14 protein-coding genes are annotated in these 15,225 nt (G+C 71.2%); 5 read left to right on the top strand and 9 right to left on the bottom strand.

Annotated features, from left to right (window positions below; all coding sequences use genetic code 11):
• Positions 1-23 precede the first annotated feature (23 nt).
• Together ACIRF8_RS27860 and ACIRF8_RS27855 are read left to right on the top strand one after the other, a co-directional pair.
• Positions 24-1,214 carry an Ig-like domain-containing protein gene (locus tag ACIRF8_RS27860; RefSeq protein WP_404218957.1) on the top strand — a complete coding sequence of 397 codons (1,191 nt, stop codon included), beginning with the start codon at positions 24-26 and terminating at the stop codon, positions 1,212-1,214.
• 201 nt (positions 1,215-1,415) lie between these two features.
• Complete coding sequence (locus ACIRF8_RS27855) at positions 1,416-2,192, top strand: DUF6227 family protein (protein ID WP_404218955.1); 777 nt, start codon at positions 1,416-1,418, stop codon at positions 2,190-2,192.
• A gap of 77 nt (positions 2,193-2,269) precedes the next feature.
• Here the strand turns inward: ACIRF8_RS27855 and ACIRF8_RS27850 are convergent, their stop codons facing one another.
• The 5 genes from ACIRF8_RS27850 to ACIRF8_RS27830 form a co-directional block, all read right to left on the bottom strand.
• Positions 2,270-2,515 carry a hypothetical protein gene (locus ACIRF8_RS27850; protein ID WP_404218954.1) on the bottom strand — a complete coding sequence of 82 codons (246 nt, stop codon included), beginning with the start codon at positions 2,513-2,515 and terminating at the stop codon, positions 2,270-2,272.
• A 97-nt stretch (positions 2,516-2,612) separates the two neighbouring features.
• Positions 2,613-4,661: a fructose-specific PTS transporter subunit EIIC gene (locus tag ACIRF8_RS27845; RefSeq protein WP_404218952.1), complete on the bottom strand. Its 2,049-nt coding sequence runs from the start codon at positions 4,659-4,661 to the stop codon at positions 2,613-2,615.
• A 127-nt stretch (positions 4,662-4,788) separates the two neighbouring features.
• Positions 4,789-5,736, bottom strand: coding sequence for a 1-phosphofructokinase (gene pfkB, locus ACIRF8_RS27840; protein ID WP_404218950.1), 948 nt, complete (start codon positions 5,734-5,736; stop codon positions 4,789-4,791).
• A gap of 79 nt (positions 5,737-5,815) precedes the next feature.
• Positions 5,816-6,577: a DeoR/GlpR family DNA-binding transcription regulator gene (locus tag ACIRF8_RS27835; protein ID WP_404218948.1), complete on the bottom strand. Its 762-nt coding sequence runs from the start codon at positions 6,575-6,577 to the stop codon at positions 5,816-5,818.
• A gap of 211 nt (positions 6,578-6,788) precedes the next feature.
• Complete coding sequence (locus tag ACIRF8_RS27830) at positions 6,789-8,315, bottom strand: MFS transporter (RefSeq protein WP_404218947.1); 1,527 nt, start codon at positions 8,313-8,315, stop codon at positions 6,789-6,791.
• A gap of 61 nt (positions 8,316-8,376) precedes the next feature.
• On the opposite strand from ACIRF8_RS27830, the gene ACIRF8_RS27825 reads away from it, so the two are divergent.
• On the top strand, positions 8,377-9,402 hold the full coding sequence (locus tag ACIRF8_RS27825; protein ID WP_404218945.1) for a helix-turn-helix transcriptional regulator: 1,026 nt from the start codon (positions 8,377-8,379) through the stop codon (positions 9,400-9,402).
• Positions 9,403-9,418: 16 nt separating this feature from the next.
• Here the strand turns inward: ACIRF8_RS27825 and ACIRF8_RS27820 are convergent, their stop codons facing one another.
• Positions 9,419-10,426, bottom strand: coding sequence for an RNA polymerase sigma factor RpoD/SigA (locus ACIRF8_RS27820; RefSeq protein ID WP_404218943.1), 1,008 nt, complete (start codon positions 10,424-10,426; stop codon positions 9,419-9,421).
• Between the two features lie 179 nt (positions 10,427-10,605).
• On the opposite strand from ACIRF8_RS27820, the gene ACIRF8_RS27815 reads away from it, so the two are divergent.
• A complete protein-coding gene (locus ACIRF8_RS27815; RefSeq protein ID WP_404218941.1) occupies positions 10,606-11,154 on the top strand; it encodes a GNAT family N-acetyltransferase in 549 nt (182 codons plus the stop codon).
• 29 nt (positions 11,155-11,183) lie between these two features.
• Here ACIRF8_RS27815 and ACIRF8_RS27810 read toward each other — a convergent pair whose 3' ends face one another.
• The gene (locus tag ACIRF8_RS27810; RefSeq protein ID WP_404219360.1) at positions 11,184-11,945 is read right to left on the bottom strand and encodes a dioxygenase; all 762 of its coding nucleotides are present in this window, start codon (positions 11,943-11,945) and stop codon (positions 11,184-11,186) included.
• A gap of 117 nt (positions 11,946-12,062) precedes the next feature.
• Between ACIRF8_RS27810 and ACIRF8_RS27805 the strand changes: the two genes are divergently transcribed.
• Positions 12,063-12,569 carry a MarR family winged helix-turn-helix transcriptional regulator gene (locus tag ACIRF8_RS27805; protein WP_404218939.1) on the top strand — a complete coding sequence of 169 codons (507 nt, stop codon included), beginning with the start codon at positions 12,063-12,065 and terminating at the stop codon, positions 12,567-12,569.
• A 21-nt stretch (positions 12,570-12,590) separates the two neighbouring features.
• Here ACIRF8_RS27805 and ACIRF8_RS27800 read toward each other — a convergent pair whose 3' ends face one another.
• Together ACIRF8_RS27800 and ACIRF8_RS27795 are read right to left on the bottom strand one after the other, a co-directional pair.
• The gene (locus ACIRF8_RS27800; protein ID WP_404218937.1) at positions 12,591-14,141 is read right to left on the bottom strand and encodes an MFS transporter; all 1,551 of its coding nucleotides are present in this window, start codon (positions 14,139-14,141) and stop codon (positions 12,591-12,593) included.
• 180 nt (positions 14,142-14,321) lie between these two features.
• A complete protein-coding gene (locus tag ACIRF8_RS27795; protein ID WP_404218935.1) occupies positions 14,322-14,984 on the bottom strand; it encodes a TetR/AcrR family transcriptional regulator in 663 nt (220 codons plus the stop codon).
• Positions 14,985-15,225 lie beyond the last annotated feature (241 nt).

Here is a 15,225-nt window from a genome sequence, read left to right as displayed (position 1 = left end):
AGCAACATGAACAGGAGCAGACCGTGAGAAGGCAGAACCTGGCCGTCGCGTGCGCCACCCTCGCCCTCGGCGCCCTCACCCTCACGGCCTGCGGCGGCAGCGCCAACGCCGACGCGGACAAGGACGGCAAGAGCAGCGCGCAGGACGCCCCGCAGATCACGATCTCGGCCAAGGACGGTTCCACGGGCGCGTCCATCAACGCGACCGGCGTCAAGGTCCGCGACGGCAAGCTCACCGACGTGAAGATGGTCGAGGCCGCCTCCGGCAAGCAGGTCCCGGGCACGATCGCCAAGAGCGGCGCGTCCTGGAAGCCGAAGGAGCAGTTGGAGCGCGGCACCAAGTACCGCCTCTCCGCCACCGCCAAGGACGGGGACGGGCACACGGCCGCGGCCAACTCGATCTTCTCGACCGTTTCGAGCGCGAACAGCTTCGTCGGTACCTACACGCCGGACAACGGTGCGACGGTCGGCGTCGGCATGCCGGTGTCGTTCACGTTCGACAAGGCGATCACGGAGAAGAAGGCCGTGCAGTCGCACATCACGGTCACCTCCAGCAGCGGGCAGCAGGTCGTCGGCCACTGGTTCGGCGCCCAGCGTCTGGACTTCCGGCCGCAGGACTACTGGAAGGCCGGCTCCAAGGTCACCATGAAGATCGACCTCGACGGCGTCGAGGGGGCGAACGGCATCCACGGCGTGCAGGACAAGACGGTCACCTTCACCGTCGGCCGCAAGCAGGTCTCCACGGTCGACGCGCACACGCAGCAGATGACGGTCGTACGGGACGGGCAGACCGTCAAGACCGTCCCGGTCTCGACGGGCAGCGCCCAGCACCCCACGTACAACGGCCAGATGGTGATTTCCGAGAAGTTCGTGCAGACGCGGATGAACGGCTCGACGGTCGGGTTCGGCGGCGAGTACGACATCCCGGACGTGCCGCACGCGATGCGCCTGTCGCAGTCCGGGACGTTCATCCACGGCAACTACTGGAGTGCGCCGGGCATCTTCGGCGCCCAGGGCACCAGCCACGGCTGCGTGGGCATGCGCGACGTCAAGGGCGCGGGCGGCGACACGACCGCCAAGTGGTTCTTCGACAACTCGCTCGTCGGTGACGTCGTGGTCATGAAGAACTCCCCCGACAAAACGATCGCCCCCGACAACGGCCTCAACGGCTGGAACCTGAGCTGGAGCCAGTGGACGGCCGACAGCGCCGTCTGACCCCCTCCCACCAGGGCGGATCAGCACAAGCGGCAGGGCGGGACAGCGCGCCCCGCGCGGGAACCTTCCGCGTGGGGCGCGCGTTGTGCAGGCAGGTTTCCCAATTCCCGTTCCCCGTTTGCAATTTCAGGGACATGATGTCGGACGCAGGGGCTACGGTATGCACCCACAAGGTGACATGCAGCAATGCCGGGAGGTGCCTTGAGCGTTCCGTACGACCACGAGTTCGACGCCGCGTCGTCCGCCTCGTCCCCCTCGTCGCCTGATGAGTACCTGACGCAACTGCTCGGCCGTGCCCTGAACTCCTTCGAACTGCCCGACGAGACCCTGCACCTGCTCGACAGCGCGCTCGCGTACGCCGGTTCCCTGCACTCGGCCCACCACAGCGCGGGCCGGCACCGGGAGACGTACCGGCACACCTGGCTCCTCGCCGACGGCAGTGCCGTCACGCTCTGGGAGCTGGTGCACAACACGGGCCGGGACGGCAGGGAGCAGCACGAGATCTACGTGACCGAGGACGAGTTGCATCTGGCGACGAGCCGGTTGCCGTTGCCCCCCGAGGCCGCGCCGGACTTCGACATCCAGGTGCCCCTCGTCCCCGCGCGACTGTCGGCGGTCGCGCCCGAGCGGCGCCACTTCGGCCCCTCGGACCCGGACAGCACCGTGGACCACGCGCGTCGGCTGCTGCGCCGCGCGGAGAACCCGGACCCGGGGACCCGGCCGGGCCCCGGCACCGTGGGGCTGCTGCGGGAGGCGTGCGCGCACCAGATCACGCAGGCGTTCGGCCGCCGCGTCAACCAGGGATTCGCCCTGTACGAGCACGCGTTCCTGCTGCGGGACGGGAGCGAGGTCAGCCTGTGGGAGGTCGAGCACACGGCGACGCCGGACGGCCGCCACATGTGCGAGGTGTATCCGACGCAGGAGGCGGCGCGCGCGGCGATCGAGCACCGGGCGGCGACGCGCCGGACGAGCGCCTGAGAAGCCAGGGTCCGATTCGGTCCAGGGGGCCGGTTCAGCTCAGGGGGCGGAGTCGCCCCGGAGGCCGGAGGCCGGACTCAGTTCCGCCCGAACTGTCGCACCAGCCCGGCGAACGCGTCCTGCTCGTCGGCGGTCAGCGGGACCGACTCCAGCGCGGGCGCCCGCGACTGGCCCGGCAGCACGCCCAGCGACCGGGTCCGCGGTCGGGGCGGGGCGAGAGCGACGACGCGCACCAGCCGGACCAGGCCGACCACCCATGCCACGCCGGCGACCGCGAGCATCACCAGACCTATCTGCTGAAGGAACGACACGTGCTCAGGCATGCGTTCCAGTGAACACCACGGTCCGGGCCAATAGCCCCGGACCGTGACGTATCTCGCAGGAACGGACAGTTCCGACCTCCGCCTCACCCAGGGGGCGTCACACGGCCGCCGGCACCTTCGGGTCGGTGCCCGTCGTCGCCTCCGCGCCGTCGGTGCCGGTCGCCGTGCCGGACTCCGTCCTGCGCATGCCCTTGAGGACGACGACCAGGGCCGTCGCGACACAGACACCGGCCGCGACCGCGACCAGATACAGGAACGGGTTGCCGATCAGCGGGACCACGAAGATGCCGCCGTGCGGGGCCCGCAGGGTGCAGCCGAAGGCCATCGACAGGGCGCCGGTGACCGCGCCGCCCGCCATGGAGGCGGGGATGACGCGCAGCGGGTCGGCCGCGGCGAACGGGATCGCGCCCTCGGTGATGAAGGAGGCTCCCAGCACCCATGCCGCCTTGCCGTTCTCCCGTTCGGCCTTCGTGAACAGCCTGCCGCGCACCGTGGTGGCGAGCGCCATGGCCAGCGGCGGCACCATGCCCGCGGCCATCGCGGCGGCCATGACCTTCAGGGAGCCGTCCGACGGGTCGGCGAGACCGCCGACCGCGAAGGCGTACGCCACCTTGTTGAGCGGGCCGCCGAGGTCGAAGCACATCATCAGACCGAGGATCACGCCGAGGACGACCGCGTTGGCGCCGGAGAGGGAGTTGAGCCAGTCCGTCAGGGCGCTCTGGAGGGAGGCGATCGGCTTGCCGATCACCACGAACATCAGGAACCCGACGGCGATCGAGGACAGCAGCGGGATCACGACGACCGGCATGATGCCGCGCAGCACACCCGGCACGTTCACCCGCTGGATCGCCATGACGACGCCGCCCGCGATGAGACCGGCGGCGAGACCGCCGAGGAAGCCCGCGTTGACGGTCAGTGCGATGGACCCGCCGACGAAACCGGGTACGAGCCCCGGCCGGTCCGCCATCCCGTACGCGATGTAGCCCGCGAGGACCGGGACGAGGAAGGCGAACGCCGCCTGGCCGGTGTAGAACAGCAGCGCGGCCCAACTGGTCGTGGAGCCCCAGTCGAAGCTGTCGAGCAGGGTCTCGACCTTGACGTCCGCGACCTCGTACCCGCCGATCGCGAAACCGAGCGCGATGAGCAGGCCGCCCGCTGCGACGAACGGCACCATGTAACTGACGCCCGACATCAGCCACTTGCGCAGCTTTGTCCCGTAACCGTCCGCAGATTCCCCGGAGTTGTCCACAGGTGTGGACAACGGGGTCGCGCCGGGGTCCGTCGCCTCGCCGCGGGCCGCCTTCTCCCGTACCTCGGTGATGAGAGCGGCGGGGCGGTTGATGCCGGCCTTGACGCCGACGTCGACCGTGGGCTTGCCGGCGAAGCGTTCCTTCTCGCGGACGGGGACATCATGGGCGAAGATCACGCCGTCCGCCGCGGCGATCACCTCGGGTGCGAGGCGGGTGAAGCCCGCGGAGCCCTGCGTCTCCACCACCAGCTCCACGCCGTCGGTGTCGCGGGCCGTGTTCTCCAGGGACTCGGCCGCCATGTAGGTGTGGGCGATGCCGGTGGGGCAGGAGGTGACGGCCACGATCTTGAACGGGGCGTCCTTCACCGAGGACCGCGGCCCGGCCGCCTCCGCCGAGCGCTCCTCGGGCGTCGGGGTCTCCTCGGGCGCCGGGGTCTCCTCGGGCGCCGGGGTCTCGCCGCGGATCAGTGCCGCCGTCCGCCCCGCGTCGGTCGCCGAACGCAGCGCCGCCTTGAAGTCCTCGTCCATGAGCTGGCGGGCGAGCGAGGAGAGGATCGTGAGGTGGGCGTCGTCCGCGCCGGCCGGGGCCGCGATCAGGAAGATCAGATCGGCGGGCCCGTCCGGCGCGCCGAAGTCGACGCCCTGTGCCGCGCGGCCGAACGCGAGGGTCGGCTCGGTGACGTGCGCGCTGCGGCAGTGCGGGATGCCGATGCCGCCGTCGAGGCCGGTCGGCATCTGGGCCTCCCGCGCGGCGACGTCGGCGAGGAAGCCGTCAAGGTCGGTGACGCGGCCCTCGGCCACCATGCGTGCGGCCAGCGAGCGGGCCGCCGCCTCTTTGGTGTCGGCGGACAGGTCGAGGTCGACCAGGTCCGCAGTGATCATCTCGGCGGCGGTCATCGCGGGCTCCTTCGCGTACGCGTCTGCTGGTTCGTCGGGAGGCTGCTGCGCTCCACCACACGGGACTTCACGTCAGGGGACTGCACGTCACGGGACTGCACGTCAGGGGACTTCACGTCATGCGTCCTCACGTCACCGGCTCCTTCAGGGGCAGGTCCATCGGGACCTGCGGCGTGAGCGTCACCGCGTCCGGGTCCAGGTCGGCCGGGGTCGGCATCGCGCTGCCCGGTAGCTGGACCGCCGCCGCGCCGTGGGCGACCGCCGAGGCCAGGGCCCCGGGCCCCGCCCCGCCCGCGATCAGGAAGCCGGCCAGGGAGGAGTCGCCCGCGCCCACGTTGCTCCGTACGGCGTCGACCGGGGCGCTCGCGAACCAGGTGCCCGCGGCGTCGACGAGGAGCTGTCCGTCCGCGCCGAGCGAGGCGAGGACGGAGCCCGCGCCCCACTCCCGTAGCTCCTCGGCCGCCTTGACCGCGTCGCCGACCGTGGCGAGCGGGCGGCCGACGGCCTCGGCGAGCTCCTCGGCGTTGGGCTTCACCACGTCGGGGCGCTCGCGCAGGGCCGCCAGGAGTGCGGGCCCTGAGGTGTCGAGGGCGATACGGGCGCCCGCGTCGTGCGCGCGGGCCACCAGCTCGGCGTACCAGGACGGTGCGAGGCCGCGCGGGAGGCTGCCGCAGCAGGCGATCCAGTCGGCGCCCGCCGAATGGGCGCCGACGGCGTCGAGCAGCGCCGCGGCTTCCGCGGCGGTGAGTTCGGGCCCGGGGGCGTTGATCTTCGTGAGGGTGCCTTCGGGCTCGGCGAGCGCGATGTTCGACCGGGTGTGGCCCGCGACGGGGACGGGGGCGACCTCGATGCCCTGCTCGGCGAGGAGTTCGGCGACGAGGGCGCCGGGGGCGCCACCGAGCGGCAGTACGGCCAGGGTGGTGGCGCCGGCGGCGGCGACGGCCCGCGAGACGTTGACGCCCTTGCCGCCCGGGTCCATGCGTTCGCGGGTGGCGCGCACGACCTCGCCGCGGTCGAGGCCGGGGACCTCGTAGGTGCGGTCGAGGGACGGGTTGGGGGTGACGGTGAGGATCATGCCGGGGGTCGCCGCTTTCGTGGGGTGCCTGCGAGGGGTGCCGTGGTCCGCGTGCGCGGGGCGCCGCGGGGGCCTGGGTTCACGCGCGGATCACCTCCGTGCCGCCCGCCTCGATCGCGGCGGCGTCCTCGGGGCCGAGACCGGTGTCCGTGATGAGCAGGTCGACGTCGGCGAGGTCGCCGAAGCGGGCGAAGTGCTCCTGGCCGAACTTGCCGGAGTCGGCGAGCAGCACGACCCGGCGGGCCGCGGCGACGGCCGCACGCTTCACGGCGGCCTCGGCGAGGTCGGGCGTGGTCAGTCCGGCCGCGGCGGAGAACCCGTTCGCCGCGACGAAGGCGACGTCCGCGCGGATCTCGCCGTACGCGCGCAGGGCCCAGGCGTCGACGGCGGCGCGGGTCCGGTGGCGGACCCGGCCGCCGATGAGGTGGAGCTGGATGCCGGGGTGGTCGGCGAGGCGGGCCGCGGTCGGCAACGAGTGGGTGACGGCGGTCAGTGCGGACTCCAGCGGGAGGGCCGCGGCCAGCCGGGCCACCGTCGAACCGGCGTCGAGGATGACGCTGCCCTCGGCCGGCAGTTCGGCGAGCGCGGCGCGGGCGATGCGGTCCTTCTCGTCGGCGGCGGTGCCCTCGCGCTCGGCGAGGTCGGGCTCGAAGTCGAGCCGCCCGGCCGGGATGGCGCCGCCGTGCACCCGGCGCAGGAGACCGGCCCGGTCCAGGGCCTTCAGGTCGCGCCGGATGGTCTCGGCGGTGACCTGGAACACCTCGGCGAGCGACAGGACGTCGACCCGTCCGCCGTCGCGTGCGAGGCGGAGGATCTCCTGCTGGCGCTCCGGTGCGTACATGCCCGCCTACCTGCCTGTCTGCCTGTGTTCTTGCCCGTCGGGATGCCCGAATGTGTGGCTTCACCCTGAGGTTACGGCCACACATCCGCAATGTAAACAGGTTCGGACATCTCGCGGACACAAACAGACACGAGGGCAAGAGGTAGGCGGCAGGCGCAGGCAGGCAGCACGCCCTCTACTGGTCCTACCGGTCCTACTGGTCCTACTGGTCCTACTGGTTCCCGTCGGCCGCGGCCTTCCGGGGAAGGGCGAACATGAGCAGGAAGATGCCGACCAGGGTGCCCGCGGCCCACAGCAGGGACGTGTGGAAACCGTCGATGAAGGCGGCGCTGCCCGCGCCCCGCTTCATGTGGTCCTCCACGACATTGAAGAAGATCACCGAGACCAGGCTGAGGCCGAGCGCGTTGCCCATCTGCATGACCGTGTTGATGAGCCCGGAGGCCGAACCGGCGTGCTCGCGCGGCACCTCGGAGAGGATCGCGTCCGTCAGCGGGGCGACGATCAGGCCCATGCCGGCGCCCATCACGACGAGCGGGAGGGCCATCTGCCAGGAGGCGATGCCCAGGCCGTAGTGGCCGGACTCCCAGACGTAGACGAGCACCCCCGCGGCCATGGTGAGCGCGCCCGCCTGAAGCACCTTGCGGCCGAAGCGCGGGACCAGCTTCTGCACGGAGAGACCGGCCGCGACGGAGACGGCGAGGGAGAACGGCACCCCGGTCACGCCCGCCCGCAGCGCGCTCCAGCCGAGACCGAGCTGCATGTAGAGCGTCCAGGTCAGGAAGAAGATGCCCAGTGTGAGGCCGAAGACGGTCTGCACGGCGATGCCCGCGGCGAAGCTCTTGACCTTGAACAGGGACAGCTCGATCAGCGGGGAGCCGTCGCGCCGGATCTTCGCCCTCTCGTACGCGATCAGCACGGCGACGATCACGACGGACGCCGCCATCATCACGTAGCCCCAGACCGGCCAGCCGTTCTCGCGGCCCTGGGTCAGCGGGTAGACGAGGGCCAGCATGGCGAGGGTGACGAGGACGACGCCGACGAGGTCGAGCTTCAGCGCCTTCGGCGCCTTCGACTCGGTGATGAAGCGCGAGCCGAGGAACAGGGCGGCGAGGCCGACGGGCAGGTTGATCAGGAAGATCGGCCGCCATTCGAGGCCCGCGATGTTCCATTCCGTCAGCAGCGCGCCGAGCAGCGGTCCGGTGACGGCCCCGAGGCCGACGATCGCGCCGAACAGCCCGAAGACCTTGCCGCGCTCGTGCGCCGGGAACGTCGCGTGCACGATCGACAGGACCTGCGGCACCATCAGCGCCGCCATGCCGCCCTGGAGGATGCGGGAGGCGACCAGCATCTCCGGGTTCGCGGCGAGGCCGCACAGCGCGGAGGCCAGCGTGAACCCGGCGATGCCGAGAAGGAAGAGTCGCTTGCGGCCGAAGATGTCGCCGAGCCGGCCGCCCGTGATCAGCAGCGCCGCGAAGGCGAGCGCGTATCCGGCCGTGATCCATTGGATCTGCCCGGTGGTGGCGCCCTCGTCGTGCTGGATGGTGGGCAGGGCGACGTTGACGATCGTGACGTCGACGAGGTCCATGAACGCGGCCGTCATCACGATGGCCAGGGCGAACCAGCGCCGCCGGTCGCTGGGCGGCGTCTCGGGTGCCGCCGCGGGCGTCTGCGGTGTCCGCGTCGCCGCTGGTACGGGTGCGGCCTTCGGTACGGGCGTAGCCGTCGTCGGTGAGGTCATGACAGGAACGTAGGGCGGCTGTAGGTCAGGACGTGACCTAGATGGGCGCCATCATGGGGGCATGACGACGACCAGTACGGACACTCCGGCCCGGTTGCTCCAACTCCTCTCCCTGCTCCAGACCCCGCGCGAATGGCCCGGCGGCGAGCTCGCTGAGCGGCTGCGGGTCTCCCGCCGCACCGTACGCAGGGACATCGACCGGCTGCGCGACCTCGGCTATCCCGTGCAGGCGTCGATGGGCGCCGACGGCGGCTACCGGCTCATCGCGGGCAAGGCGCTGCCGCCGCTCGTCCTCGACGACGAGGAGGCGGTGGCGATCGCGGTGGGACTTCGGGCGGGCGCCGGGCACGCGGTGGAGGGCATCGAGGAGGCCTCGGTGCGGGCGCTGGCCAAGCTGGAACAGGTGCTGCCGTCCCGCCTGCGGCACCGCGTCAGCACGCTCCAGGCGGCCACCATCCCGCTGACCTCGGGGGACGGCGCCACCATCGCACCCGAGACGCTGACCGTCATCGCATCGGCCGCGGCGGGCACGGAACGGCTCCGGTTCCACTACCGCGCGGCCGACGGCACGGAGACGCGCCGCCTGGTGGAACCGGTCCGGCTGGTCTCGACGGGGCGCCGCTGGTACCTGGTGGCGTACGACATCGATCGCGACGACTGGCGTACGTTCCGGGTCGACCGGGTGTCGGAGCCGTTCGCCACCGGGGCGCGGTTCGCCCCGAGGGAGGTGCCGGAGGGGGACGCGGCGGAGTATCTGCGCCGGTCGATGGAGGCGGGGAGCGGGGCCGCGTACGAGCTGGACGTCGAGTTCGCGGCGACGGTCGAGGAGGTCGCCGCGCGGGTGCCTGCCGCGGTGGGGCGGCCCGTACCCCTGCCGGACGGCGGCTGCCGGCTCCGGGCGAACGCGTCAGGACCGGTGGAGTGGATGGCGGTCCGCCTCGCGATGACCGGCTTCGACCTCCGCGTCCGGGGTCCTGAGGAACTGGTGGCGGCGGTGCGCGAGTTGGGCTCCCGGATGACGCGGGCCGCCGCGCCCGGCGGACACGGGTCGGGCGGCTCGCGCGGTACAGCGCGGGCCGCCCGATGACCAGGTTCCCGGAGGACTACGCCGCCGCGTCGAACCCGGTGTCCCGCGCCAGCTTCTTCAGTTCGAGAAGGGCGTGCTTCTCGATCTGACGGATCCGCTCACGCGTCAGTCCGTGCTCCTTGCCGACCTCGGTCAGCGTCCGCTCACGGCCGTCCTCGATGCCGTAGCGCATCTTGATGATGGACGCGGTGCGCTGGTCGAGCCGGCCGATCAGATCGTCCAGCTCCTCGGAGCGCAGCAGCGTCAGCACGGACTGCTCGGGAGAGACGGCCGACGTGTCCTCCAGGAGGTCGCCGAACTGCGTCTCGCCCTGGTCGTCCACCGCCATGTTCAGCGAGACCGGGTCGCGCGCCCAGTCCAGAACGTCGACGACGCGCTCGGGCTTGGTGTCGAGCTCGGCGGCGATCTCGGTGGGCTCGGGGTCCCGCCCGTTCTTCCGGTTGAACTCGCGCTGGACACGGCGGATCCGGCCCAGCTCCTCCACCAGGTGGACGGGGAGGCGGATCGTGCGGGACTGGTCGGCTATGGAGCGGGTGATGGCCTGGCGGATCCACCACGTGGCGTACGTGGAGAACTTGAAGCCCTTGCGGTAGTCGAACTTCTCGACCGCGCGCACCAGGCCCGCGTTCCCCTCCTGGATCAGGTCGAGCAGGGGAAGGCCACTGCGCGGGTAGCGGCGGGCGACCGCCACGACCAGGCGCAGGTTCGACCGGATGAAGATGTCCTTGGCCTTCTCCGACTCGGCGACCAGCGCCTCCAGCTCCTCGCGGGACGCCTTGCCCGCGGCCTCGCTGTCGGAGACCTCCCCGTCGAGGATCTGCTGGGCGTAGACGCCCGCCTCGATGGTCTGGGAGAGATCGACTTCCTTTGCGGCGTCGAGCAGCGGTGTTCGCGCTATCTCGTCGAGGTACATACCGACCAGGTCGCGGTCGGCGATCTCCCCGCCTACGGCGCGAACACTGCGTGCCGCATCAGTCTCGCCGGAGACGGCGGACTTACGACGGGCTACGGCACGGGTTGCCATGCGTGCTCCCTTGCGATGGTAGGTCGGCTGGGCCGGACGGCTCACACACCCTCCCGGGTGCCCTGCTTCCGAAAGAAACAACGACTGGAATCCGGACAGAATTCCCAAGCCGCCCCATGATTTTTGTGATCATGCAGTACCCTGTGCCGCCACGCGCCACGCGAAGGGAAACCGCGCTGATGCCGGAGCTCATAGAGGTGCAGGTCAGACCGGGAGTCGAGGAAGACCTCGAAGACCTCACCCACCTCTACAACCACTATGTGCGTGAGACGCCGATCACCTTCGACACGGACGCTTTCACTCCGGAGGAGCGACGTCCTTGGCTGCTCTCCCACCCTGAAGACGGCCCGTACCGTCTATTGGTTGCGCGGGACCGGCGGGAGGGATCTTCGGGCCGGCTCCTCGGGTACGCCACGTCGAGCCCCTTTCGCGCGAAGGCCGCGTACGACACCTCGGTGGAGGTGACCGTCTACTGCGCCCCGGACGCGGGCGGTCGCGGTATCGGGACCCTCCTCTACAAAGCCCTCTTCGAGGCGCTCGCGGACGAGGACCTGCACCGCGCGTACGCGGGGGTCACCCAGCCCAACGAGGCCTCGGTCCGCCTCCACACCCGCTTCGGCTTCACCCACGTCGGCACGTACCGGGAGGTCGGGCGGAAGTTCGGCGCGTACTGGGACGTCGCCTGGTACGAGAAGCCACTCGGCGACGAGGACCGCCGACAGCCGTAGGCGGCCCGGACCCTCGGTCCCGTCCGGGCCTACCCGAACTGGACCGACCTCTTGGCCAGCCCCAGCCAGAACCCGTCGATCACCGAGCGCTGCGTGTCCAGCTCGCCGCAGGCGTCCGCCGCGCCCATCGTCACGAACAGCGGGGCGAAGTGCTCCGTACGGGGGTGGGCGAGGGTCCCGGCGGGTGACTTGCGGGCGAAGTCGAGCAGCCCGTCCACGTCCCCCGCGTCGAGGGCCCGCCGCCCCCAGTCGTCGAACTCGGCCGACCACGAGGGGATGCCGCCCTGGCGCAGCGCGGCGAGGTTGTGCGTGAAGAACCCGGAGCCGACGATCAGCACGCCCTCGTCCCGCAGCGGGGCGAGCCGCCGCCCGATCTCCATCAGCCTGCGCGGGTCGAGCGTCGGCATGGAGACCTGGAGGACCGGGATGTCGGCGTCCGGGTACATCTCGACCAGCGGGACGTACGCGCCGTGGTCGAGGCCGCGGTCCGGCACGTCCTGGACGGGGGTGCCCGGGGCGCGCAGCAGCTTGCGTACGGAGTCGGCGAGCGCGGGGGCGCCAGGGGCGGCGTAGCGCACCTGGTAGTAGTGCTCGGGGAAGCCCCAGAAGTCGTAGACGAGGGGGACGGTCTCGACGGCGCCGAGGGCGAGCGGGGCCTCCTCCCAGTGGGCGGAGACGACGAGGATCGCCGTGGGGCGCGGCAGACCGGCGGACCAGGCGGCGAGCTGGCCCGGCCACAGGGCGTCGTCGGCGAGCGGCGGGGCGCCGTGGCTGAGGTAGAGCGCGGGCATGCGCTCGGGCGCGGGTGCGAGGGACACGGCGACCTCCTTGAACTTTCAAGCTATGGACCTACAAAGGTAGCCCGTGTTTGTTTAACCTTCAAGGAGGAGGTCTTTACGATGGAGCCGATGGACGAGACCGAGAACGACACGACGACGCAGTGGCTGAGCGCGGACGAGCAGCGCGTCTGGCGCGCCTACCTCCACGCCACCACTCTCCTGGAAGACCACCTCGACCGGCAGTTGCAGCGCGACGCCAAGATGCCGCACATCTACTTCGGGCTGCTGGTCCAGCTCAGTGAGGCGCCCATGCGGCGGCTGCGGATGACGGAGCTGGCGATGAGCGCGAAGATCACCCGGTCGCGGCTCTCGCACGCGATCGCGCGCCTGGAGAAGAACGGCTGGGTGCGGCGCGAGGACTGCCCCTCGGACAAGCGCGGCCAGTTCGCGGTCCTGACGGACGACGGCCTGGAGATTTTGAAGGAGACCGCCCCCGGCCATGTCGCGGCGGTCCGCCAGGCCTTCTTCGACCGGCTCTCCCCCGAACAGCAGAAGTCCCTCGGCGAGATCATGCGGATCGTCGCCGAGGGACTTCAGCCGAAGGAGGCCGGGGCGGACCTCCCCTGGCTCAGGTAGGACCGGGCCGGGGCCCGGGGGTCAGTGCGCGACCACCGGCACCCGGAACTCGTCCTCGACACCCTCCGCGGCCCCGTCACCGGAGGCCGCGGCCGGGCCGGAGCCAGGAGCGCGGGTGTTGATGAGCGTGAAGGCGAGCGTGGCGGAGACGGCGAGGATGCCGACCGCCCACCAGATGGCGTGGGTGTAGCCGCTGACCATGGCCTGCGCCTGGAGGAGCTGGGCGTTGCGCGCGCCGGCCGCGTGGTCCGCGATGTACGCGGTCGTGGCGGAGGCCGCGATCGTGTTCAGCAGGGCGGTACCGATGGCGCCGCCGACCTGCTGCGAGGTGTTGACCATCGCGGAGGCGACACCGGCGTCCCGCGCCTCGACACCGATCGTGGCGAGCGACATGGCGGGCATGAACGCCGTACCCATACCGAGGCCGAGCAGGAGCTGGCCCGGCAGGATCAGACCGGCGTACGAGGAGTCCACCGAGAGCTGCGTGAGGATCAGCATGCCGAACGCCGCGAGCAGGAAGCCCGGGCCCATCAGCAGGCGGGGGCTGACGCGCGTCATCAGACGGGCGCCGATCTGGGTGGAGCCCGTGATCATGCCCGCGATCATCGGCAGGAACGCGAAGCCGGTCTTGACCGGCGAGAAGCCCTTCACGACCTGGAGGTAGTAGGTCAGGAAGAGGAACAGGCCGAACATCGCGATCACGGCGAGGCCGAGGGAGGCGTAGACACCGCCGCGGTTGCGGTCGGTGACGACGCGCAGCGGCAGCAGCGGGTGCTTCACCCGGGCCTCGACGGCGACGAAGGCGAGCAGCAGCACGGCGGCGGCGATGAACAGGCCGTAGGTGGTCGCGTCGGACCAGCCGTTGGACTCGGCGCGCGTGAAGCCGTAGACGAGGGAGACGAGACCGAGGGTCGACAGGACGACGCCCGGGATGTCCAGCGGCGAACGGTTGCGGCCACCGGCCGGCTCACGGATGACGAAGAAGGCGCCGAGCGCGGCGACGGCCGCGAAGGGGATGTTGACGAAGAAGGTCCAGCGCCAGTTCAGGTACTCGGTGAGGAAACCGCCGAGGATCAGGCCGACGGCGCCACCGCCACCGGCGATCGCACCGTAGATGCCGAACGCCTTCGCGCGCTCCTTGGCGTCCGTGAACATCACGGCGAGGAGGGAGAGGGCGGCCGGGGCGAGCAGTGCGCCGAACAGGCCCTGGAGGGCCCGGGCGCCGAGCATCATCGCCTCGTTCTGGGCGGCGCCGCCGATCGCCGAGGCGAGGGCGAAGCCGACGAGACCGGTCACGAAGGTCTGCTTGCGGCCCCACAGGTCGGCGATGCGTCCGCCGAACAGCAGCAGCCCGCCGAAGGCGAGGGCGTAGGCGGTGATGACCCACTGCCGGTTGCCGTCGGAGATGCCGAGGTCCGTCTGGGCGGAGGGCAGGGCGATGTTCACGATGGTGGCGTCGAGCACCACCATGAGCTGGGCGAGCGCGATGAAGACGAGCGCCTTCCAGCGGCGCGGATCGCCTTCGAGAGGGGCGGCTGTCTTCTGTGCCGTTTTCGATGCCGTTTTCGGCAAGGGGGTACCCACAGCGGGACTCCAAGTCGTGAAAGTCGTGAAAGTCGTAGATAAGGCGGAGAAATCGGTTCGGTGCGGAAATGCTGGGCGAGCCGCCCTTACGCGGACGTGGACGGGCTGCCCGGGGTCTGTGTGCGGCGGACGCGGACGAGAACTCGGCCCCGAAGGAAGGTCCGGGGGTCAGTCCTTACGGAGGTCCTCCAAGGTCGCGGCCACGCCCGGGAGTTCCGAGCGGGCGGGTGCCATCAGGCCGTCGAGGAGCAGTTGGAGATGGCGGTGGACGAACCGGTCGAAGTCCAGGCATGCCGTGCCGGGCAACGGCCGGGTGAGCTGGGACAGGGCGACCATCAGATCCCCGACGCCGATGTCGGTGCGCAGCTCCCCGGCCGCGTGCGCCCGCCCGATGAGTTCCTCGATGCGGGCGGTCAGCCGGTCGAGGGCGGCGAGCACATCCGGATGGTCCTTGTCGAAGGTGGCTTGAAGGGTCGGGCACAGCGCGCCGATGCGTTCGTCGGCGGCGGCGTGCACGAAGGTGCGCAACGCCGTGAACGCGCTCACGTCGCCGGCGTCCTCGGCGGCGAGGCCGTTCTCGGCGTGCTCGGCGATGCGGTCCGTGACCGAGAGGACCACGTGGTGCATCAGCTCGCCGCGGTCCCTGAAGTTCCGGTACAGCGTGGCGTTGCCGACACCGGCGCGGCGGGCGACCTCGTCGAGCGGGAGATCGGTCCCGTACTCGACGAGCAGCTCGCGCGCCGCGGCGACGATCCGCTCCCGGTTGCGCAGCGCGTCGGCCCGCGGACGCGGCGCGCGACGCTGCGGCACGGTGGGGGCGGTGGCGGCCACGGCGGTCTCCTTCTCGGTCGGTCGTCGTCTACTGCTTCTGCGATGACGCTGGTCCGCGAACCGGGGAGCGAGTCCCCGCTTTGTGCGGACAGTGAGCTAAACGGGGAAACCGTCCCCGGTTATTTCCCACCGCCCGTGTGACCTGCCTCACACCTCCTCCCGCCGAGAACCGCCCGAACGGCGCACCCAGCGCGCGACCCGCACACCCCCGACACAGGGTGATCGAAAGGGTCCCGACGGC

Source organism: Streptomyces sp. NPDC102406, from assembly GCF_044765725.1.
Taxonomy (GTDB): domain Bacteria; phylum Actinomycetota; class Actinomycetes; order Streptomycetales; family Streptomycetaceae; genus Streptomyces.
This window is presented reverse-complemented; position numbering and strand designations above follow the sequence as displayed.